We start from the raw sequence: 20,252 nt of genomic DNA on the forward strand, positions 1-20,252 counted from the left end.
TGCGCAACCCGTTCGGGTGGGCCGGGCGCGCGTCGCCGCCGTCCGCCAGGCGGGCGCTGGTAGCGGTGGTGCATGCTGCTCACCCCCCGCTCCCGGGTCCGCCGCCCCCGTACCGCCACCTCCCGCCGTCTGGCGTCCGCGCTGCTCGCCTCGGCCGTCTCCGTCTGCCTCGTCGCCGCGAGCGCCCCGGCGGCACCGCTCGGCGTCGGAGACCGCCTCTTCCCGTACCTGGGAAACCCCGGCTACGACGTGGCGGCGTACGACCTCTCCTTCACGTACTCCGGCTCCAACAGCAAGCCGCTCCAGGCGGTCACCGCCATCGACGCCTGGACCACCGCCACGCTGGAGCGGATCAACCTCGACTTCGCGCACGGCAAGGTCGACTCGGTCGAGGTCGACGGCCTGCCCGCCGCCTTCGAGAGCGCCGGCGACGACTTGGTGGTCACCCCGCGGAACCCGCTGATGCCGGGCACCCGCACGCGCATCACCGTGCGGCACACCAGCGACCCGGTGAGCGGAGGCGACCGGGAGGGTGGCTGGGTGCGCACCACCGACGGTCTCGCCATGGCCAACCAGGCCGATGTCGCGCACCTGGTGTTCCCCTGCAACGACCACCCCTCCGACAAGGCGATGTTCACCATCCGGATCACCGCCCCCGAGGAGTACACGGCCGTCGCCAACGGGCTGCCCACCGGTGCCGAGCGGGCCGGCCGGACGACCACGTGGACCTACCGCACCCAGCACCCCATGGCCACCGAGCTCACCCAGGTGTCCATCGGCCGCTCCACCGTCCTGCACCGCGACGGACCGCACGGTCTGCCCGTCCGCGACGTCGTGCCCACCAAGGACCGCAAGGTCCTCGAACCGTGGCTGAAGAAGACCCCCGACCAGATCGCCTGGATGGAGCGCAAGGTCGGCCCCTATCCCTTCGAGGCCTACGGCGTGCTCATGGCCGCCGCATCCACCGGCTTCGAACTCGAGACGCAGACCCTCTCCCTCTTCGAGAAAGACCTCTTCACCGAGCCCGGCTATCCCCAGTGGTACATCGAGTCGGTCATGGTCCACGAACTGTCCCACCAGTGGTTCGGCGACAGCGTCAGCCCGCGCACCTGGTCCGACCTGTGGCTCAACGAGGGGCACGCCACCTGGTACGAGGCCCTGTACGCCGAGGAGAAGGCGGGCCGCACCCTGGAGGCGCGCATGAAGGCGGCGTACGGCTCCTCCGACGGCTGGCGCGCCGCCGGCGGCCCCCCGGCGCTCCCCAGGCCGCCCGAGCCCGGCCAGAAGATCAGCATCTTCCGGCCGAACGTGTACGACGGCGCCGCCCTCGTCCTGTACGCCCTGCGCCAGGAGATCGGCGAGCGGGCATTCGACCAGGTGGAGCGCGACTGGGTGCGCGAGTACCGGGACTCCACCGCCACCACGGCCGACTTCCGGCACCTCGCCGAGCGGGTCTCCGGCCGCGACCTCGGCACGTTCTTCCAGGACTGGCTGTACGGCGAGAAGACCCCGCCGATGCCGGGCCACCCGGACTGGAAGCCCGAAGCCTCCGCCGCCAAGGGCGCGAAGGCCGCCGCCAAGGAGCCGAAGGCCCCCGAATAAGCCGGTGACGAGACGGGCCGTACCGTGCGACCATCGTGAGGTCGGCGGGGCACGGGACACACGGGAATCCCCCGGGGTACTCGTGCGTTGTCCCTCATGAAGACCGCCGAACCGGCATCCCCAACGACGTAAGGACCCAATGACCTCCTCTTCTTCCCCTTCCCAGGACACCAAGCGCTTCGCGCACGCCTACCCCGAAGGTCTTCGGGCCGATGCCCTGATGGAAGAGGACGTCGCCTGGAGCCACGAGATCGACGGAGAGCGGGACGGCGACCAGTTCGACCGCTCCGACCGCGCGGCCCTGCGCCGTGTGGTGGGCCTCTCCACCGAGCTCGAGGACGTCACCGAGGTCGAGTACCGCCAGCTCCGCCTGGAGCGGGTCGTGCTCGTCGGCGTCTGGACCTCGGGGACCGTGCAGGACGCGGAGAACTCCCTCGCCGAGCTCGCCGCCCTCGCGGAGACCGCGGGCGCGCTCGTGCTCGACGGCGTGATCCAGCGCCGCGACAAGCCCGACGCGGCCACCTACATCGGCTCCGGCAAGGCCGACGAGCTGCGCGACATCGTCCTCGAGACGGGCGCGGACACCGTCATCTGCGACGGTGAGCTCAGCCCGGGCCAGCTGATCCACCTCGAGGACGTCGTCAAGGTCAAGGTCATCGACCGCACGGCCCTGATCCTCGACATCTTCGCCCAGCACGCCAAGTCCCGAGAGGGCAAGGCGCAGGTCGCGCTCGCGCAGATGCAGTACATGCTGCCGAGGCTGCGAGGCTGGGGTCAGTCGCTGTCCCGTCAGATGGGCGGCGGCAAGGGCGGCGGCCTCGCCACCCGAGGCCCCGGTGAGACGAAGATCGAGACGGACCGGCGACGGATCCGCGAGAAGATGGCGAAGATGCGCCGGGAGATCGCGGAGATGAAGACCGGCCGCGAGATCAAGCGCCAGGAGCGCAAGCGCCACAAGGTGCCGTCCGTGGCCATCGCGGGCTACACCAACGCCGGCAAGTCCTCCCTGCTCAACCGTCTCACCGGCGCGGGCGTCCTGGTCGAGAACGCCCTGTTCGCGACCCTCGACCCGACCGTGCGCCGGGCCGAGACCCCGAGCGGCCGCCTGTACACCCTGGTGGACACCGTCGGCTTCGTCCGGCATCTGCCCCACCACCTGGTCGAGGCGTTCCGCTCCACCATGGAGGAGGTCGGCGAGTCCGACCTGATCCTGCACGTGGTGGACGGCTCGCACCCGAACCCGGAGGAGCAGCTGGCCGCCGTACGCGAGGTCGTCCGGGACGTCGGCGCCACCGAGGTGCCCGAGATCGTCGTGATCAACAAGGCGGACGCGGCCGACCCGCTGACCCTCCAGCGGATCATGCGGATCGAGAAGCGTTCCATCGCCGTCTCGGCCCGCACCGGCCAGGGCATCGAGGAGCTGCTCGCGCTCATCGACAACGAGCTGCCGCGGCCCTCGGTCGAGATCGAGGCGCTCGTGCCGTACACCCACGGCAAGCTGGTCGCCCGCGCCCACACCGAGGGCGAGGTGATCTCCGCGGAGCACACGGCGGAGGGCACCCTGCTCAAGGCCCGGGTGCACGAGGAACTGGCGGCGGACCTCGCGCCGTACGTTCCGGCACCGCTCTCCTGAACGGCCGCCGGCGGTCCGAGCGGCCGCCGACGGCCTGAGCGGCCGTACCCCTCCGAGAAGTCCGAAGGCCCGCCTCCCGCTTGCCGCGGGAGGCGGGCCTTCAGCGCGTGGGACACCCCACCGCCACTCCCGCTACTGACCGGCGAACTTGTCACTCACCGAGTCGTACACGCCCTGGGCCACCTCACCCAGCCGCGGTCCCGCGAGCCAGCCCGCGCTCGCCGGGCCGACCGAGGTGTTGGAGACCAGCGCCGGCTTGCCGTCCGACCCCGTCGCCACCCAGCCGCCGCCGGACGAACCACCGGTCATCGTGCAGCCGATGCGGTACATCGTCGGGTCCGACTCGCTGAACGACAGCCGCCCCGGCTCGTCCTGGCACTGGTAGAGCTTCTGCCCGTCGAACGGCGCCGCGGCCGGGTACCCCGTCGCGGTGATGCTGCTGACCTTCGGCACCGCGGGGGCGTCGAAGTCCACCGGCAGCGCCGAACCGACCGTCTCCTCCAGCGACTTGCCGGAACCGCCCGCCTCAGGCGTCACATGGATGACGGCGAAGTCGTACGGCGCGCCGTCACCGCCGGTCTGCCCGCCCTGCGCGATCCACTGGTCGGAGGTCTTCACCCAGTCGCCCCACCACACGCCGTACGGAGCGGCCTCCTCCTTGGTGGCCGTCTGCAACTGCTCGGCCGACAGACCCTCGTCGTTGTACGACGGCACGAACGCGATGTTGCGGTACCAGCCGCCCTTCTTGCCCGCGTGCACACAGTGCCCCGCCGTCCACACCAGGTTGGACTTGCCGGGGTGGGCCGGGTCCTCGACGACCGTCGCCGAACAGACCATCGTGCCCTCGGGGGAGTCGAAGAACACCTTGCCCGCCTCGGGGGCGTTGGCGTGGTACGTCGTCGGGACGGCCTCCGCGTCCACGGGCGCCGGCGTAGGGTCGGTCACGCCCTGGTCACCGGAGAGGTCGTTGTCGTCGACCGCGCGGTCCGGATCCTCGGCCTCCCGCATCCGGTCCGGGTCCCACAGACCCTTGATGATCGGGTTGACGTAGTCCTGCGCCTCACGCAGCCAGTCGTCCCTGTCCCAGTTCTTCCAGGCGCCGTTCTTCCACTTGTCGAGATCGATCCCGTGCTCCTTGAGCCGGTCCTTGATGTCGTCCGGGATCGTGATCTTGCCGTCGTCGCCGGCCGTGGCCGACGCGCTCGCCTGGCTGCCGGCGCTGGTGTCACCCGAGTCGCAGGCGGTCGCGGTGAGCGCGAGCGCCGAGGCGAGGGCGACGGCACCGAGCACGGGGGAGGTTCTGCGGCGCGCGTTCCTCCCCCGACGAGCGGTGAACGACGGCCGTATGGATCGCATGGTCTGACTCCCCCTGCTGTCAACGAACTTGAAGCTGTGGCCGTTGCGTCGGGGCCGAACCCGGCGTGGCCTCACGCCGAGTTCAGGCGCCTCTCACGGCCCTGTGCAATGCCTCCACACGATATGCGTTCGCTGTGGGGGACTCCCGACGGGAGGGCAACGGTTCCGTCACGGCAAGGATCTTGAGGCAACCCGTAACCAGGAGAGCCGTCCGGGGTTGGTGGTGGTGGGGGGTCCGCTGCCCGCGCTCGGCCCCCTGAACCGCGGGAGGACAGGGAGCCGTGACCGAGCCAGTGCCCGAGGAGGCCCCCTCGGGGCGTTCCACCGGAACACCCGACCCTGGGACTTCCTCCGCCGGGGCCGATGGTGCCGCCGCTGTCGGGGCTGCCGCCGTCGGGGCTGCCGCCGAAGGGAGGCCGGCGGGCGCCCGGTTCGCGTACGAGGGGATCCTGCGGCGGCAGTCGGCACGGGAGTCGGCGGCGCGCACCTATGCGCGTGCCCTGCCCATCGTGCCGGTACGGGCCCGGGGACTGACCATCGAGGGCGCAGACGGCCGCCGCTACCTCGACTGCCTCTCCGGCGCCGGCGCCCTCGCGCTCGGCCACAACCACCCCGTCGTCCTGGAGGCCATTCGCAAGGTCCTCGACTCGGGTGCGCCCCTGCACGTCCTGGACCTCGCCACCCCGGTCAAGGACGCCTTCGTCACCGAACTGTTCCACACCCTCCCGCCCGGGCTCGCCGGCCGCGCACGCGTGCAGTTCTGCGGGCCCGCCGGCACGGACGCCGTGGAGGCCGCGCTCAAGCTGGTCCGTGCCGCCACCGGCCGCACCGGCGTCCTGGCCTTCACCGGCGCCTACCACGGCATGACCGCCGGTTCCCTCGAAGCCTCCGGCGGTGCCCTCGACGTCCGGGTGGCACGCCTGCCCTATCCGCAGGACTACCGCTGCCCGTTCGGCGTCGGCGGCGAGCGCGGCGCCGAATTCGCCGCCCGCTGGACCGAGTCCGTCCTCGACGATCCCAGGTCCGGCGTCCGGCGTCCGGCCGGCATGATCCTCGAACCCGTCCAGGGTGAGGGCGGCGTGATCCCCGCGCCGGACACCTGGATGCGCCGTATGCGGCAGATCACCGCCGACCGCTCCGTGCCGCTCATCGCCGACGAGGTCCAGACGGGCGTCGGCCGCACCGGCGCCTTCTGGGCGGTGGAGCACAGCGGGATCACCCCCGATGTGATGGTCCTGTCCAAGGCCATCGGCGGCAGCCTGCCCCTGGCCGTCATCGTCTACCGCGACGACCTCGACGTGTGGGAACCCGGCGCCCACGCGGGCACGTTCCGCGGCAACCAGCTCGCCATGGCTGCCGGCACGGCCACCCTCGCCCACGTCCGCGAGAACCGCCTCGCCGAACGCGCGGCCACCCTGGGCGCCCGCATGCTGGACCAGCTCCGGCGCCTCGCCGAGACCCTGCCGTGCATGGGGGACGTGCGGGGGCGCGGACTGATGATCGGGGTCGAACTGGTCGACCCGGAGGGGGAGCGCGCGCACGGGCGGCGTGCGGACGGCGACGGCAGCGGCGCGCCGGGCCCCGGCCGGGACGCGACGGACGACCCGCGGGCTGCGCCGCGCCACGGCCCCCCGGTCCCCGCCGCTGCCCCCGGCACGTCCGGCCCTGCCGAGATCAGCACCGTCGCGGAGATCCCCGCCCCGGGGTGCGGCCCGCACCCCGCCGCCCCCGAACTGGCCCTCGCCGTACGGCGGGAGTGCCTGCGCCGGGGCCTGATCGTCGAACTCGGAGGCCGCCACGCAAGCGTCGTACGGCTGCTCCCACCTCTCACGATCACCGACGAACAGGCGGCTGCCGTACTCGACCGGCTGGCCGACGCGATCGAGGCGGCAGCCCGGGGCCACGCCCACCGCACGGGCCCTCGCGGCGAGGACCAGCCGAGCCCGCCGACCGGACAGGCGTGGAAGCGACACGGCCGTGCCGAACGGCCGGGGTGACGCGGGCACCCGGCCGAGCCGCTCGCCCACCGCCGCCCTGCCCGTGCCACCGGCACCGGCCACCCCGTCCCCGCCGTCGCGCCCCCGGCGCCCCACCGGCGTCTCCCGCCGCCGACCGCGCCGGCCCCACCCCATGAGGAGCGACCTTGCACAACTCCCCACCGCCCACCGGCTCCCCGGATCCCGCCTCCGCCGTCGCCACCACACGAGCGTCCACCTCCTCCGTTCCGTCGACCACCCGCACACCGGCCGTTCTCATCCCGCCTCAGCAGCGCGACGCCGCGCACGCCGGACCGCCGCACGGCCTCCCGGCCGACCTCCTGGACCACGCCGACCCGCACACCGCGGCCCAGGCCGCGGCCGTGGAGAACCTGCTGCGCTGCTGGGTGCGTGAGGCGGGCCTGTCGGCTCCCGCCGACGGGACCCTCCGCGTCCCGTTGCCCGCCAGCGCCACCGCCCTGCTCACCCCCGTCCGTCACTGGTCCCCGACCGGCTGGCACCGCTTCGGTCTCCCGCGCCTGGCCGACGCCCCCGAACAGTCGCCGCCCGTGGACGCCGTCACGATCGCCGCCCTGCTGGCCCGCGAGACACCCGCCGGGACCGGCCCGGCCGCCGGAGGCGTGGACCTCGTGGCGCGCGTCGCCGACTCCCTGCGCCGTACCGTTCACTTCGTCGGCGAGCGCCGCGACCAACCGTCCGACGGACCCGACCTGTTCCTGTCCGCCGAACAGGCGCTGATCCTCGGACACCCCCTGCACCCGGCCCCGAAGAGCCGGGAGGGCCTCTCCGACGCGGAAGCACGCCTGTACTCACCCGAGCTGCGCGGTTCCTTCCCCCTGCACTGGCTGGCTGTCGCTCCTTCCCTGCTCGTCACCGACTCCGCCTGGACGGAAAGCGGCCGCACGGTTGCCGCCGACCGGCTGACGGCCCGGCTCGCCGCCCCCGGACTGCCGTCCCCCGACGACTACGCCCTCCTGCCCCTGCATCCCTGGCAGTCGCGCGAGGTCAGGCACCGCCCCGAGGTCGCCGCCCTGTTCGACGCCGGGCTGCTCCGGGACCTCGGCGCGCACGGCTCCCCGTGGCACCCCACCTCCTCCGTGCGCACGGTCCACCGCTCCGGCGCCCCGGCGATGCTCAAACTGTCGCTCGGCCTGCGCATCACCAACTCCCGTCGTGAGAACCTGCGCAAGGAACTCCATCGCGGTGTCGAAGTGCACCGTCTGCTGCGGACCGGCCTGGCGAAGCAGTGGCAGGCAGCCCACCCGGGCTTCGACATCGTCCGCGACCCTGCCTGGCTCGCCGTCGACGGGACGGACGGCCGCCCCGTGACCGGCCTCGACGTCGTGATCCGACACAACCCGTTCACCCCCACGGACGACGTCTCGTGCGTCGCGGGCCTCGTCTCACCCCGCCCGTACGCCCGAGATGCCCTCGCGTCCCGCACCTCTGACGCCCCGGCGACCGTGCCGCTCCCGCCCGCCCCGGGCACAGCCGTCGTCCAGAGCTCACGGCTGGCCGTGGTGCTCACCCGGCTCGCCGCACGGACAGGGCGTCCACTCGGCGCGGTCGCCGCCGAGTGGTTCCTGCGCTACCTGGAGCAGGTCGTGCGCCCGGTGCTGTGGCTCGACGGGGTAGCGGGCATCGCGCTGGAAGCCCACCAGCAGAACACCCTCCTTCTGCTGGACTCCGACGGCTGGCCCACCGGCGGCCGCTACCGCGACAACCAGGGCTACTACTTCCGCGCCTCCCGCCGCGCGGAACTCGAAGCCCGGCTGCCCGGTATCGGCGAGCACAGCGACACCTTCGTCCCGGACGAGGTCACCGACGAGCGCTTCGCCTACTACCTGGCCATCAACAATGTGTTCGGCCTCATCGGCGCCTTCGGCTCTCAGCGTCTCGCCGACGAACGCCTGCTCCTTGCCGCCTTCCGAGGCTTTCTCACCTCCGCGGCCTGTGGCCCCGACCGGTTGCACAGCTCGCTGCCCGCCCGTCTCCTCGACTCGCCCCTACTGCGCTGCAAGGCCAATCTGCTGACCCGGCTGCACGGCCTCGACGAACTCGTCGGCCCCGTCGACACCCAGTCCGTGTACGTCACCGTCGCCAACCCCCTGCACTCCTGAACCGTCCGCATCCCCGACTCCCACTCCTTCGCTCCTGAGGAACCTGCCCCCACCCGCCTGCTGAGAGGAGCCTCGCCGTGCCCCCCATCCCCACCAGCGCCGCCGGTGCCGCCCCCGTCCTCACCCTCGGCAGGGACGAGGCCCCACCGAGCGGCCAGCTGCTCGACCGCGTCGGCGACTGGGGATCCACCGCCACACCTGTGGGCGTGTTCCGCCTCGTCCCCGTCCATGTCGAGAGGGACCTGCCCCGCATCGGGCGGTGGATGAACGAGCCGGCGGTCGCCGCGTTCTGGGAACTGGCGGGTCCCCGGGCCCTGACCGAACGGCACCTGCGTCAACTCGCCGACGACGGGCACAGCCATCCGTGTCTCGGTGTGCTGGAGGGCACGCCGATGAGCTACTGGGAGATCTACCGGGCGGATCTCGACCCCCTGGCCCGCCACTACCCCGCCCGAGCTCACGACACCGGCATCCATCTCCTCATCGGAGATGCCGCCGCCCGTGGGCGAGGGCTCGGCGGTCTGCTGCTCAGAGCCGTCACCGACCTCGTACTCGACAGGAGACCCGCGTGCTCGCGCGTCGTCGCTGAACCCGATCTTCGCAACACCCCCTCCGTCGCCGCCTTCCTCAGCGCCGGCTTCCGCTTCTCCGCCGAGCTCGACCTGCCCGCCAAGCGGGCCGGCCTCATGATCAGAGACAGGAACCTGCGTGAGGTGATGTGACACTCCGTGCTTGCGCCGTTACAGAGGGAACGCCCCGGAATCCTGTCCGGTTCCCGCCCGTCCCCCACATCTCGGAGAATTTCTCCGGGCCGTCCCACCGCGCCCTCCGACCCCGTCTGCCTGCTCCCGGCGGCCTCCGTCACTCCCGCCGCCCCCGCCGTCGTCCCCACCAGGCCCTCCAGCGGCCCCGAATCCGAGAAGCCCCGCACCTTGATTCCGTCACCGTTGTCCCCGCCGACCTCCCGGTCGCTCACCCGTTTGTCAGTCCCGAGCCGTAGGGTGGTCGCGCTATGACGAAGCCCTCTCTCCCCGAACTCCTCTACGCTGCCGTCGCCGCCGTCGGCGGTGCGGAGCGCCCCGGCCAGGTGACCATGGCCGAAGCCGTCGCGGAGGCGATCGACGACGGCTCCCATCTCCTGGTGCAGGCAGGCACCGGCACCGGCAAGTCGCTGGGGTACCTGGTGCCCGCGCTCGCGCACGGGGAGCGCGTCGTGGTCGCGACCGCCACCCTGGCGCTGCAGCGCCAGCTCGTGGAGCGGGACCTGCCGCGCACGGTCGAGGCCCTGCATCCGCTGCTGCGCCGGCGCCCGGAGTTCGCGATGCTCAAGGGCCGGTCGAACTATCTGTGCCTGCACCGCCTGCACGAAGGCGTCCCGCAGGACGAGGAGGAGGGCCTCTTCGACCAGTTCGAAGCGGCCGCGCCCACCAGCAAGCTGGGCCAGGACCTGCTGCGGCTGCGCGACTGGGCGGACGAGACCGAGTCCGGCGACCGGGACGACCTCACGCCCGGCGTGTCCGACCGGGCCTGGGCCCAGGTGTCGGTGTCCTCGCGGGAGTGCCTGGGCGCGTCGAAGTGCGCGTACGGCGCGGAGTGCTTCGCGGAGATGGCCCGCGAACGCGCCAAGCTGTCCGAGGTCGTCGTCACCAACCACGCCCTGCTGGCCATCGACGCCATCGAGGGCGCCCCCGTGCTTCCGCAGCACGAGGTGCTGATCGTCGACGAGGCGCACGAGCTGGTGTCGAGGGTCACCGGCGTCGCCACCGGCGAGCTCACCCCGGGCCAGGTCAACCGAGCGGTGCGGCGCGCCGCGAAGCTGGTCAACGAGAAGGCCGCCGACCAGCTCCAGACCGCCGCCGAGGGCTTCGAGCGGCTGATGGAGCTGGCGCTGCCGGGCCGCCTGGAGGAGATCCCGGAGGACCTCACCTACGCCCTCATGGCCCTGCGCGATGCCGCGCGCACCGTCATCTCCGCGATCGGCGCCACCCGCGACAAGTCCGTGCAGGACGAGGACGCGGTCCGCAAGCAGGCGCTCGCCTCCGTGGAGAGCGTGCACGACGTGGCGGAGCGCATCGTCAACGGCTCCGAGTACGACGTCGTCTGGTACGAACGGCACGACCGCTTCGGCGCCTCCCTGCGCGTCGCCCCCATGTCCGTGTCGGGACTGCTGCGGGAGAAGCTCTTCGCGGACCGCTCCGTGACCCTGGCCTCGGCGACGCTGAAGCTCGGCGGGGACTTCAACGGTGTGGGCGCCTCCCTGGGCCTCGCCCCGGAGGGCGCCGAGGGCGACGACCTCCCCAAGTGGAAGGGGATCGACGTCGGCTCGCCCTTCGACTACCGCAAGCAGGGCATCCTGTACGTCGCCAGGCACCTCTCGCGTCCCGCACGCGACGGCGACCGCGCGGACATGCTGGACGAGCTGACCGAACTGATCCAGGCGGCCGGCGGCCGTACCCTCGGCCTCTTCTCCTCCATGCGCGGCGCACAGCTCGCCGCCGAGGAACTGCGCGGCCGCATCCCGGAGTTCCCGATCCTCCTGCAGGGCGAGGAGACCCTGGGTGAGCTGATCAAGAACTTCGCGGCGGATCCGAAGACGTGCCTCTTCGGCACGCTGTCGCTGTGGCAGGGCGTGGACGTCCCCGGCCCCAGCTGCCAGCTGGTGGTCATGGACAAGATCCCGTTCCCGCGTCCGGACGACCCGCTGATGAGCGCCCGCCAGAAGGCGGTCGAGGACGGCGGGGGCAACGGCTTCATGGCGGTCGCCGCCACACATGCGGCGCTGCTCATGGCGCAGGGCGCGGGCCGGCTCGTCCGTGCGTCGGGGGACCGGGGCGTGGTCGCGGTCCTGGACCAGCGGTTGGCGACGGCCCGCTACGGGAGCTATCTGAAGGCGTCCATGCCGGACTTCTGGTACACGACGGACCGCAATCAGGTCCGCAAGTCGCTCGCGGCGATCGACGCGGCGGCCCGGCAGGCCGAGACGGAGTGAGGGGAGGGCTCTTCCTCGGGCCGGTTGTCCTGTGCCCGGGGAAGAGCCCTCACCGGTACGGCCGTCGTCCCCGGAAGGGTGCGTCGTCTCGACGGGGCGGGCCGCCGGTGGCGCGGGCCAAGCCGCGGGTGCAGCGCACGCGGGCCGCCTCGACGCCTCAAGGGTGGGGAGCGCCGACGCAGCACAGGGCCCCGGAACCGGCGCAGGGATCCCGGGGCCCAGTCAGAGGGGCGGAGGAGGTGAGGCCCGCCCGCCGTGCTCAGACGCGGCGGAGTACCGCCACCACCTTGCCGAGGATGGTCGCGTCGTCGCCGGGAATCGGCTCGTACGCCGCGTTGTGCGGGAGGAGCCACACATGGCCGTCCTCACGCTTGAACCGCTTCACGGTGGCTTCGCCGTCGAGCATGGCGGCCACGATGTCGCCGTTCTCGGCGACGGGCTGCCGCCTGACGGTGACCCAGTCGCCGTCGCAGATCGCGGCCTCGATCATCGAGTCGCCGACGACCTTCAGCACGAACAGCTCACCGTCGCCCACGAGCTGCCGGGGGAGCGGGAAGACGTCCTCGACGGACTCCTCGGCGAGGATCGGGCCACCGGCGGCGATACGGCCCACCAGCGGGACGTACGACGCGGCGGGCTTGCCGGCGGTGTCCGTGGGCTGCACGGAGACGGCCTGGTCGGAGCCGCGGACCTCGTACGCGCGCGGGCGGTGCGGGTCACGACGCAGGAAGCCCTTGCGCTCCAGTGCCATCAGCTGGTGCGCCACCGAGGACGTGCTGGACAGGCCGACGGCCTGGCCGATCTCCCGCATGGACGGCGGGTAGCCGCGTCGCTGCACGGAGTCCCGGATGACCTCGATCACCCGGCGCTGACGGTCGGTGAGCCCCGAGCTGTCCGCCCGGATGCCTGGAGGTCGGCCCGGCAGGGAGCGCTTGTGTCCCTCGGGATTCACGGCTTCGTTCATCGCATGCACCGGCTCGAGTCGGCCCTGGGAGCGGTCCTGGGCGGTGATGGTGGCACTGTCTGCGGTGGTGGTCACGTCGGCCCCTCTCGATTGTCTCCCTGCTGGACAACGGTAGTTGCTTTCGAAAGGTTGCGCCAAACACACGTTCGAGTGAAAAAGCGTGGATAGCCTGACTTGATCATGTGTCTGGGTGTATGGCCTATGCGGTACCCGGCAGGTGAACCGAACTCCTTGTTGTACTCTTCACCGCCGGGGTCGGCGCCCTCGTGAGGTGCGGCCCCAGTCTGCCATCCGGCCTCCGGCCGACCGGCCGCCGGGCCCGCTCCGCGCGAGAGTCCCACCGGTCCTCCCTGCGGCGCCCACGATATCGCCGTATGTGCCGCGCGGACACGGTTGTGCACGCGCGTGTGCCGGCGGGTTTCGAGTGCTCACCGTGACGGCTGAACCGCACGGTGTGAGGCTCTCGACTGCGACACGCGATACGGCCTGGGTGTATGAGCCAATCCCCATATCTAGTGCTTGGATGTCATCAGCAGCCCAGAAGTTGTGGTCCCCGGTGTCTTCGGAACCTCGTGGATCGCCTATGCTTGGGGCTGCTTCGAGGGGCCCGTGAGGCCCGCGAGGCCATTGAGTCTGCTGTGAGGAGGGTTGGGAGTTCATGCACTGCCCCTTCTGCAGGCACCCCGACAGCCGTGTTGTCGACAGCCGTACGACGGACGACGGCACGTCGATCCGCAGGCGCCGCCAGTGTCCTGACTGCTCCCGTCGTTTCACGACCGTGGAGACGTGCTCGCTCATGGTGGTGAAGCGGTCCGGGGTCACCGAACCGTTCAGCCGCACCAAGGTCATCAACGGCGTGCGCAAGGCATGCCAGGGACGGCCTGTCACCGAGGACGCTCTCGCCCAGCTCGGCCAGCGGGTCGAGGAGGCGGTGCGCGCCACCGGGAGTGCCGAGCTGACCACCCACGACGTGGGACTGGCCATACTCGGCCCGTTGCAGGAACTCGACCTCGTCGCCTACCTGCGGTTCGCCTCCGTCTACCGGGCGTTCGACTCGCTCGAGGACTTCGAGGCCGCCATCGCGGAACTCAGGGACCAGACGGGACACCCCGCCGCGGACGACGACGACCGCGAAGACGACCCGGGCACGGTCGCGGGGGGCCGGAAGGACGACGGCGGGCGCGGAGGGACCGGACAGGTCCCCGTGCCCGCCCACGCCGCCGACTGACCCGGCGGGCCGGACCCGGGCCTCGGGCCCCTGATCCGGCCGGGCGGCGGCGGACGAAGACTTGCTGTGGGCCAGGGATGGGTGCCCGCAGCACCAGACACACCACCATGTCACGGGAACATCGTGGCATTTCAGGGCGTTTTTGCCTGTACAGGGAGGCGGCATGACAGAGACGGCGAGCGGTCCGGCACGAGGTTCCCGAGCGAAGGGCACCAAGACCACCAAGGGCCTGCGTATCGAGCGCATTCACACCACCCCCGGCGTGCACCCGTACGACGAGGTGGTCTGGGAGCGCCGTGACGTCGTCATGACCAACTGGCGCGACGGCTCGGTGAACTTCGAGCAGCGTGGCGTCGAGTTCCCCGACTTCTGGTCGGTGAACGCGGTCAACATCGTCACCAGCAAGTACTTCCGCGGGGCTGTCGGCACTCCCCAGCGCGAGGTCAGCCTCAAGCAGTTGATCGACCGCATCGTGAAGACGTACCGGAAGGCCGGGGAGGACTACAAGTACTTCGCCTCGCCCGCCGACGCCGAGATCTTCGAGCACGAGCTGGCCTACGCCCTGCTGCACCAGATCTTCAGCTTCAACAGCCCTGTCTGGTTCAACGTCGGCACCCCGCAGCCCCAGCAGGTCTCCGCCTGCTTCATCCTTGCCGTCGACGACTCCATGGAGTCGATCCTCGACTGGTACAAGGAAGAGGGCATGATCTTCAAGGGCGGTTCCGGCGCCGGCCTGAACCTCTCCCGTATCCGCTCCTCCAAGGAGCTGCTGTCCTCCGGCGGCAACGCCTCCGGCCCGGTCTCCTTCATGCGTGGCGCCGACGCCTCCGCCGGCACCATCAAGTCCGGTGGCGCCACACGCCGTGCCGCCAAGATGGTCGTCCTCGACGTGGACCACCCGGACATCGAGGACTTCATCGAGACCAAGGTCAAGGAAGAGGAGAAGATCCGCGTCCTGCGCGACGCGGGCTTCGACATGGACCTGGGCGGCGACGACATCACGTCCGTCCAGTACCAGAACGCCAACAACTCGGTCCGTGTGAACGACGAGTTCATGGAGGCCGTCGAGCGGGGCGGCAAGTTCGGCCTGCGCGCCCGGATGACCGGCGAGGTGATCGAGGAGGTCGACGCCAAGGCGCTCTTCCGCAAGATCGCCGAGGCCGCCTGGGCCTGCGCCGACCCCGGCATCCAGTACGACGGCGTCATCAACAACTGGCACACCTGCCCCGAGTCCGGCCGGATCACCGCGTCGAACCCGTGCAGCGAGTACATGCACCTGGACAACACGTCCTGCAACCTGGCCTCGCTGAACCTGATGAAGTTCCTCAAGGACGACGGCAAGGGCAACCAGTCCTTCCAGACCGAGCGCTTCCAGAAGGTCGTCGAGCTCGTCATCACCGCGATGGACATCTCCATCTGCTTCGCGGACTTCCCGACGCAGAAGATCGGCGAGAACACCCGCGCGTTCCGCCAGCTCGGCATCGGCTACGCCAACCTCGGCGCCCTGCTGATGGCCACCGGCCACGCGTACGACTCCGAGGGCGGCCGCGCCCTGGCCGGCTCCATCACCTCGCTGATGACCGGCACCGCCTACCGCCGCTCCGCCGAGCTGGCCGCGGTCGTCGGCCCGTACGACGGCTACGCCCGCAACGCCGACGCCCACAAGCGCGTCATGAAGCAGCACGCCGACGCCAACGGCACGGCCGTCCGCATGGACGACCTGGACAACCCGGTCTGGGCCGCCGCCACAGAGGCCTGGCAGGACGTCCTGCGCCTCGGCGAGCAGAACGGTTTCCGTAACTCCCAGGCATCCGTCCTCGCCCCGACCGGCACCATCGGTCTGGCGATGTCCTGCGACACCACCGGTGTCGAGCCCGACCTCGCCCTGGTCAAGTTCAAGAAGTTGGTCGGCGGCGGCTCGATGCAGATCGTCAACGGCACCGTCCCGCAGGCCCTGCGCCGCCTGGGCTACCAGGAGGAGCAGATCGAGGCGATCGTCGCCCACATCGCCGAGCACGGCAATGTGATCGACGCCCCCGGCCTCAAGTCCGAGCACTACGAGGTGTTCGACTGCGCCATGGGCGAGCGCGCCATCTCCCCGATGGGCCACGTCCGCATGATGGCCGCGATCCAGCCCTGGATCTCCGGCGCCATCTCCAAGACGGTCAACATGCCGGAGACGGCGACCGTCGAGGAGGTCGAGGAGATCTACTTCGAGGCCTGGAAGCTCGGCGTCAAGGCGCTCGCGATCTACCGGGACAACTGCAAGGTCGGCCAGCCCCTCTCCGCGAAGACCAAGGAGAAGGAGAAGACCGAGGTCACCGAGAAGGCCGAGGACACGATCCGTGCCGCGGTCGAGAAGGTGGTCGAGTACCGCCCGGTCCGCAAGCGTCTCCCCAAGGGCCGCCCCGGCATCACCACCTCCTTCACGGTCGGCGGCGCCGAGGGCTACATGACCGCCAACTCCTACCCGGACGACGGTCTCGGCGAGGTCTTCCTGAAGATGTCGAAGCAGGGTTCGACCCTCGCGGGCATGATGGACGCCTTCTCCATCGCGGTCTCCGTCGGCCTCCAGTACGGCGTTCCGCTGGAGACGTACGTCTCGAAGTTCACCAACATGCGCTTCGAGCCGGCCGGCATGACGGACGACCCGGACGTGCGGATGGCGCAGTCGATCGTCGACTACATCTTCCGCCGCCTGGCGCTCGACTTCCTGCCCTTCGAGACGCGCTCCGCCCTCGGCATCCACTCCGCCGAGGAGCGTCAGCGTCACCTGGAGACCGGCTCGTACGAGCCCGCCGAGGAGGAGGTCGACGTCGAGGGTCTGGCCCAGTCCGCCCCGCGGCAGACCGACCTGAAGGCCGTCGCCACGCCGAAGGCCGGCGCCGAGGTGACCCAGCCCGCCCCGAAGCAGGCCCACACCAGCGCCGAACTGGTGGAGATGCAGCTGGGCATCCAGGCCGACGCCCCGCTGTGCTTCTCCTGCGGCACGAAGATGCAGCGGGCCGGCTCCTGCTACATCTGCGAGGGCTGCGGCTCGACCAGCGGCTGCAGCTGATCACAGCGGTACCGGCCAGGTCCGTGTGATCTGGCGAGGGCGGTGAAGCCGGTTCCCGGCTTCACCGCCCTCGGTGTCCGTGCCCGGCCGGGGTTCAGGACCGGCGCACCTGGCCCATGACCCCGGTGAACGTAGCCGGGTCGTCCTCGAAGCCCTGGACGCCCGGGTGGAACGTCCAACCGTCGGACGGCTCGCGCACGAACTCCGCGACCGTCGCCGCCGTCGCCCCGAGCACACCGCCGAAGTCGTCCTCGTCCAGGACGGTGTAGCCCTCCCGTATCCGGAAGGCGGGGTTGAGGACACCGACGAAGGTCCGGTTCGCCGGATGCTGCTGGATGACGACACCCACCACCACGCGCGTGTACCGCGCGTCCAGCCGGTCGAGCTCCAGCGTCATGACCTCGTCCCAGCCGAAGCCCTTGCCGTCCTTGCTGTCCCGGTTGAGATAGATGGTCCCGTCGGGTGAGCGGCTGTCGAAGTGCACCACATAGGCGGGCGCCCCGCCCGGATCGCTCGCGAGGTACGTCGCGGCGACGATGTCCAGATCGGTGGGCGGCTGCCCCGCCGGACTCGGGTCCCACTTCAGCGCCATCTCGACCTTGCGGATCCCCTTGTTGATGCCGCTCACCAATGTCCCTCCCCGTTCACCAACTGACCTCACCCCGAGCTGCCGGATCATCAGGGCCGGTTGTCCATCCTGCCACGCACCCCTGACACTCGGCATGGCTGCTCTGCGCCAGAGAGTGACCGACGCCACGCCCCGTGGCCTTACCATGGCGCGGTGCTGGTCAAGTGGATTCGCTGCACCGTGGTGGACCGCCGCGGTTTCGAGCGGGGGCAGCGAAAGTGGGCGGGGCTTCTGGGGGAGCCGGGATTTCGGGGACAGGGCGGGGGCTGGAGCAGGGGGCGGCCCTCCGTCGCGCATGTCTTCGCCTTCTGGGAGAGCCGTGCCTTCTACGACTCCTTCATGGCGCGCTCCCACGACCGGCTGGCGGCGGCCCAGGCGGGCACGTTCAAGGACGCCCAGGTACGGCTCTTCGACTACCGCTTCGACGTGAAGACGGGCTTCGAACCCCGCTTCACCGACGCCGACCTGGTGCGGGTGGCCCTGTGCCGGGTCCACGAGGAGCGTGCCGAGCACTTCACCCTCATGCAGGAGAAGGTGTGGAACCCCGCCATGGCCGGCTCGCCCGGCATGATCCGGGGACTGTTCGCCGAGGCGCCCGGCCACGAGTTCCTGGTGCTGTCGATGTGGCGCTCCGAGGCCGAGCACGGAAAGTACCGCACCGAACGCGTGGAGCGGCTCGCGCTGCGCGCCCAGACGGAGGCGGACATCGCCGCCCTCACCGGTGACATCGTCGAACTGGAGACGACCTGGACGGTGTGAAACCCGCACGGGTCCGCCGTCGGTGTGCGGTGGGGTCCTCTTGTGGTGTGTTTCCTCGTGTGGTGCGGGTTCGGTGTGACCTACGCCGTATGCAGGCCCCACGAGTATTGGATCTGCCGTCACTCGATCTAGGGTTTTGGCATGGCAAGACCACGGCGCATCGTCCTTGTCCGGCACGGGGAGTCAACGGGCAATGTTGATGACACCGTCTACGAGCGTGAACCCGATCATGCACTGGCTCTCACCGATCGAGGCCGGCGGCAGGCAGAGGAGACCGGCAAGAGGCTACGGGAGGTGTTCGGCGGCGAGCGGGTCAGCGTGTACGTCTCCCCCTACCGGCGCACCCACGAGACCCTCCGGGCCTTCCACCTGGATCCTGACCTCATCCGCGTGCGCGAGGAGCCCCGGCTGCGCGAGCAGGACTGGGGGAACTGGCAGGACCGCGACGACGTGCGGCTGCAGAAGGCCTACCGGGACGCCTACGGACACTTCTTCTACCGCTTCGCGCAGGGCGAGAGCGGAGCCGACGTGTACGACAGGGTCGGCGGCTTCCTGGAGAGCCTGTTCCGCAGCTTCGAGGCCCCCGACCACCCGCCGAACGTGCTCATCGTGACCCACGGCCTCGCCATGCGTCTGTTCTGCATGCGCTGGTTCCACTGGACGGTCGCCGAATTCGAGTCGCTGTCGAATCCGGGGAACGCCGAGATGCGCATGCTCGTTCTCGGTGACGACGGCAAGTACACGCTTGACCGGCCCTTCGACCGCTGGCGAGATCCGGAGCCCTACGGGATCAGCGGATAGAGTGGCAGAGCGATGACCGCTGACTCCTCTCCCGACGGGCGCCTGGGGCGCGCCCTCGCCAGCCTGCGCGGACTCGCGGTGGGTGACGCGCTCGGCTCTCAGTTCTTCGTGCCGGTGAACTACCCGCTGCTGAAGCGCCGCGAGCTGCCACCCGGCCCCTGGCAGTGGACCGACGACACGGAGATGGCCTGCTCCGTCGTGGCCGTCCTGGCCGCCCACCGCCGCATCGACCAGGACGCCCTGGCCCGCTCCTTCGCGGAGCACCACGACTTCGACCGCGGCTACGGCCCCGCGGTCAACCGGCTGCTGAGGCTGGTCCGGGAGGGCGCCGACTGGCGCGAACTCTCGTCAGCCCTGTTCAAGGGGCAGGGCTCCTGGGGCAACGGCGCCGCGATGCGGATCGCCCCCTTGGGCGCCTGGTACGCGGACGATCCCGAGCAGGCCACCCATCAGGCGGAGATCTCCGCGTATCCCACGCATCAGCACCGGGAGGCCGTGGTCGGGGCCATGGCCGTCGCCGCGGCAGCCGCGCTGGTCGGCGCACCCGGGGGTCCGCCCGCTGCGGAGGCGCTTCTCGACGGCGTCATCGCTCTCGTGCCGAAGAGCGCCGTCGGCGCGGGCCTGCGGCGCGCGCGGGACATGCTCGACTACGGCGACGCGGCCACGGTCGCGGCGGTGCTGGGCTGCGGACGCCGTACGTCGGCCCATGACACCGTGCCCTTCGCGCTCTGGTCGGCCGCTCGTGCCCTCGGCGACTACGAGACGGCGTTCTGGACGACCGCACAGGTCGGCGGCGACGTCGACACCACCTGCGCCATCGTGGGCGGAGTGCTGGCCGCCGGGAAGGCCGGGGCGCCTCCGGTCGCCTGGGCGGAACAGGTGGAGGAACTGCCTGCTTGGGTGGCCTCGTCGGTCTGACCGGAGCGGCGAGGTCTTCCTGGCTTGGCTCCACCCGACTCTCGCGCCGTCGGGAGGAGTCGGTTCGACCTCCGACGACAACTCTTCGTGTTCGCCGGGAACTCTGCGTGACGGCTCGCGCGTTGTTCGGGCATCCGCTGTGCGACGTGTGCGTCGGGACGGGCGGGTGACGGGGAGCGTCGTAGGGGGTGGTGGGCAT

14 protein-coding genes are annotated in these 20,252 nt (G+C 71.0%); 11 read left to right on the top strand and 3 right to left on the bottom strand.

Annotation, left to right across the window (positions count from 1 at the left end; genetic code table 11):
• Nucleotides 1-72 precede the first annotated feature (72 nt).
• Nucleotides 73-1,602: a M1 family metallopeptidase gene (locus ACFY30_RS29260; RefSeq protein ID WP_390848153.1), complete on the top strand. Its 1,530-nt coding sequence runs from the start codon at nucleotides 73-75 to the stop codon at nucleotides 1,600-1,602.
• A 139-nt stretch (nucleotides 1,603-1,741) separates the two neighbouring features.
• Nucleotides 1,742-3,235 (top strand): GTPase HflX, encoded by a 1,494-nt coding sequence (hflX, locus tag ACFY30_RS29265; RefSeq protein WP_390848154.1) that lies wholly within the window; start codon nucleotides 1,742-1,744, stop codon nucleotides 3,233-3,235.
• 132 nt (nucleotides 3,236-3,367) lie between these two features.
• On the opposite strand, the gene ACFY30_RS29270 is transcribed toward hflX, so the two are convergent.
• Nucleotides 3,368-4,591 (bottom strand): trypsin-like serine peptidase, encoded by a 1,224-nt coding sequence (locus ACFY30_RS29270; protein WP_390848155.1) that lies wholly within the window; start codon nucleotides 4,589-4,591, stop codon nucleotides 3,368-3,370.
• A 446-nt stretch (nucleotides 4,592-5,037) separates the two neighbouring features.
• Here ACFY30_RS29270 and ACFY30_RS29275 point away from each other — a divergent pair, with 446 nt between their 5' ends.
• From ACFY30_RS29275 to ACFY30_RS29290, 4 genes are all read left to right on the top strand, one after another.
• Nucleotides 5,038-6,588 (top strand): diaminobutyrate--2-oxoglutarate transaminase family protein, encoded by a 1,551-nt coding sequence (locus ACFY30_RS29275; RefSeq protein WP_390848265.1) that lies wholly within the window; start codon nucleotides 5,038-5,040, stop codon nucleotides 6,586-6,588.
• A 146-nt stretch (nucleotides 6,589-6,734) separates the two neighbouring features.
• Entirely contained in the window at nucleotides 6,735-8,708 is a 1,974-nt protein-coding gene (locus ACFY30_RS29280) for an IucA/IucC family protein (protein ID WP_390848156.1), read from the top strand.
• Nucleotides 8,709-8,785: 77 nt separating this feature from the next.
• On the top strand, nucleotides 8,786-9,430 hold the full coding sequence (locus ACFY30_RS29285; protein ID WP_390848157.1) for a GNAT family N-acetyltransferase: 645 nt from the start codon (nucleotides 8,786-8,788) through the stop codon (nucleotides 9,428-9,430).
• Between the two features lie 290 nt (nucleotides 9,431-9,720).
• Nucleotides 9,721-11,697 carry an ATP-dependent DNA helicase gene (locus tag ACFY30_RS29290; protein ID WP_390848158.1) on the top strand — a complete coding sequence of 659 codons (1,977 nt, stop codon included), beginning with the start codon at nucleotides 9,721-9,723 and terminating at the stop codon, nucleotides 11,695-11,697.
• A 259-nt stretch (nucleotides 11,698-11,956) separates the two neighbouring features.
• Here the strand turns inward: ACFY30_RS29290 and lexA are convergent, their stop codons facing one another.
• Entirely contained in the window at nucleotides 11,957-12,736 is a 780-nt protein-coding gene (gene lexA, locus ACFY30_RS29295; protein ID WP_055635752.1) for a transcriptional repressor LexA, read from the bottom strand.
• Nucleotides 12,737-13,319: 583 nt separating this feature from the next.
• On the opposite strand from lexA, the gene nrdR reads away from it, so the two are divergent.
• Together nrdR and ACFY30_RS29305 are read left to right on the top strand one after the other, a co-directional pair.
• A complete protein-coding gene (nrdR, locus tag ACFY30_RS29300) occupies nucleotides 13,320-13,889 on the top strand; it encodes a transcriptional regulator NrdR (RefSeq protein WP_390848159.1) in 570 nt (189 codons plus the stop codon).
• 163 nt (nucleotides 13,890-14,052) lie between these two features.
• The gene (locus ACFY30_RS29305) at nucleotides 14,053-16,947 is read left to right on the top strand and encodes a vitamin B12-dependent ribonucleotide reductase (RefSeq protein ID WP_390848160.1); all 2,895 of its coding nucleotides are present in this window, start codon (nucleotides 14,053-14,055) and stop codon (nucleotides 16,945-16,947) included.
• 94 nt (nucleotides 16,948-17,041) lie between these two features.
• Here the strand turns inward: ACFY30_RS29305 and ACFY30_RS29310 are convergent, their stop codons facing one another.
• Nucleotides 17,042-17,575 carry a TerD family protein gene (locus ACFY30_RS29310; RefSeq protein ID WP_390848161.1) on the bottom strand — a complete coding sequence of 178 codons (534 nt, stop codon included), beginning with the start codon at nucleotides 17,573-17,575 and terminating at the stop codon, nucleotides 17,042-17,044.
• Nucleotides 17,576-17,728: 153 nt separating this feature from the next.
• Between ACFY30_RS29310 and ACFY30_RS29315 the strand changes: the two genes are divergently transcribed.
• The 3 genes from ACFY30_RS29315 to ACFY30_RS29325 all read left to right on the top strand — a co-directional run bounded on the left by ACFY30_RS29315 (nucleotide 17,729) and on the right by ACFY30_RS29325 (nucleotide 20,053).
• Nucleotides 17,729-18,334 (top strand): YdbC family protein, encoded by a 606-nt coding sequence (locus tag ACFY30_RS29315; RefSeq protein ID WP_390848162.1) that lies wholly within the window; start codon nucleotides 17,729-17,731, stop codon nucleotides 18,332-18,334.
• Between the two features lie 141 nt (nucleotides 18,335-18,475).
• Nucleotides 18,476-19,135 (top strand): histidine phosphatase family protein, encoded by a 660-nt coding sequence (locus ACFY30_RS29320; RefSeq protein ID WP_390824288.1) that lies wholly within the window; start codon nucleotides 18,476-18,478, stop codon nucleotides 19,133-19,135.
• A 12-nt stretch (nucleotides 19,136-19,147) separates the two neighbouring features.
• Nucleotides 19,148-20,053: an ADP-ribosylglycohydrolase family protein gene (locus ACFY30_RS29325; protein WP_390848163.1), complete on the top strand. Its 906-nt coding sequence runs from the start codon at nucleotides 19,148-19,150 to the stop codon at nucleotides 20,051-20,053.
• The last annotated feature ends 199 nt before the right edge of the window (nucleotides 20,054-20,252 follow it).

The organism is Streptomyces sp. NPDC000345, assembly GCF_042898825.1.
GTDB lineage: Bacteria > Actinomycetota > Actinomycetes > Streptomycetales > Streptomycetaceae > Streptomyces.

What these genes read in the sequence shown, in the direction of transcription:
- ACFY30_RS29270 (WP_390848155.1), bottom strand. Translation starts at nt 4,591, where the DNA reads ATGCGATCCATACGGCCGTCGTTCACCGCTCGTCGGGGGAGGAACGCG.
- ACFY30_RS29260 (WP_390848153.1), top strand. Translation starts at nt 73, where the DNA reads ATGCTGCTCACCCCCCGCTCCCGGGTCCGCCGCCCCCGTACCGCCACC.
- ACFY30_RS29290 (WP_390848158.1), top strand. Translation starts at nt 9,721, where the DNA reads ATGACGAAGCCCTCTCTCCCCGAACTCCTCTACGCTGCCGTCGCCGCC.
- hflX (WP_390848154.1), top strand. Translation starts at nt 1,742, where the DNA reads ATGACCTCCTCTTCTTCCCCTTCCCAGGACACCAAGCGCTTCGCGCAC.
- ACFY30_RS29320 (WP_390824288.1), top strand. Translation starts at nt 18,476, where the DNA reads ATGGCAAGACCACGGCGCATCGTCCTTGTCCGGCACGGGGAGTCAACG.
- ACFY30_RS29305 (WP_390848160.1), top strand. Translation starts at nt 14,053, where the DNA reads ATGACAGAGACGGCGAGCGGTCCGGCACGAGGTTCCCGAGCGAAGGGC.
- nrdR (WP_390848159.1), top strand. Translation starts at nt 13,320, where the DNA reads ATGCACTGCCCCTTCTGCAGGCACCCCGACAGCCGTGTTGTCGACAGC.
- ACFY30_RS29325 (WP_390848163.1), top strand. Translation starts at nt 19,148, where the DNA reads ATGACCGCTGACTCCTCTCCCGACGGGCGCCTGGGGCGCGCCCTCGCC.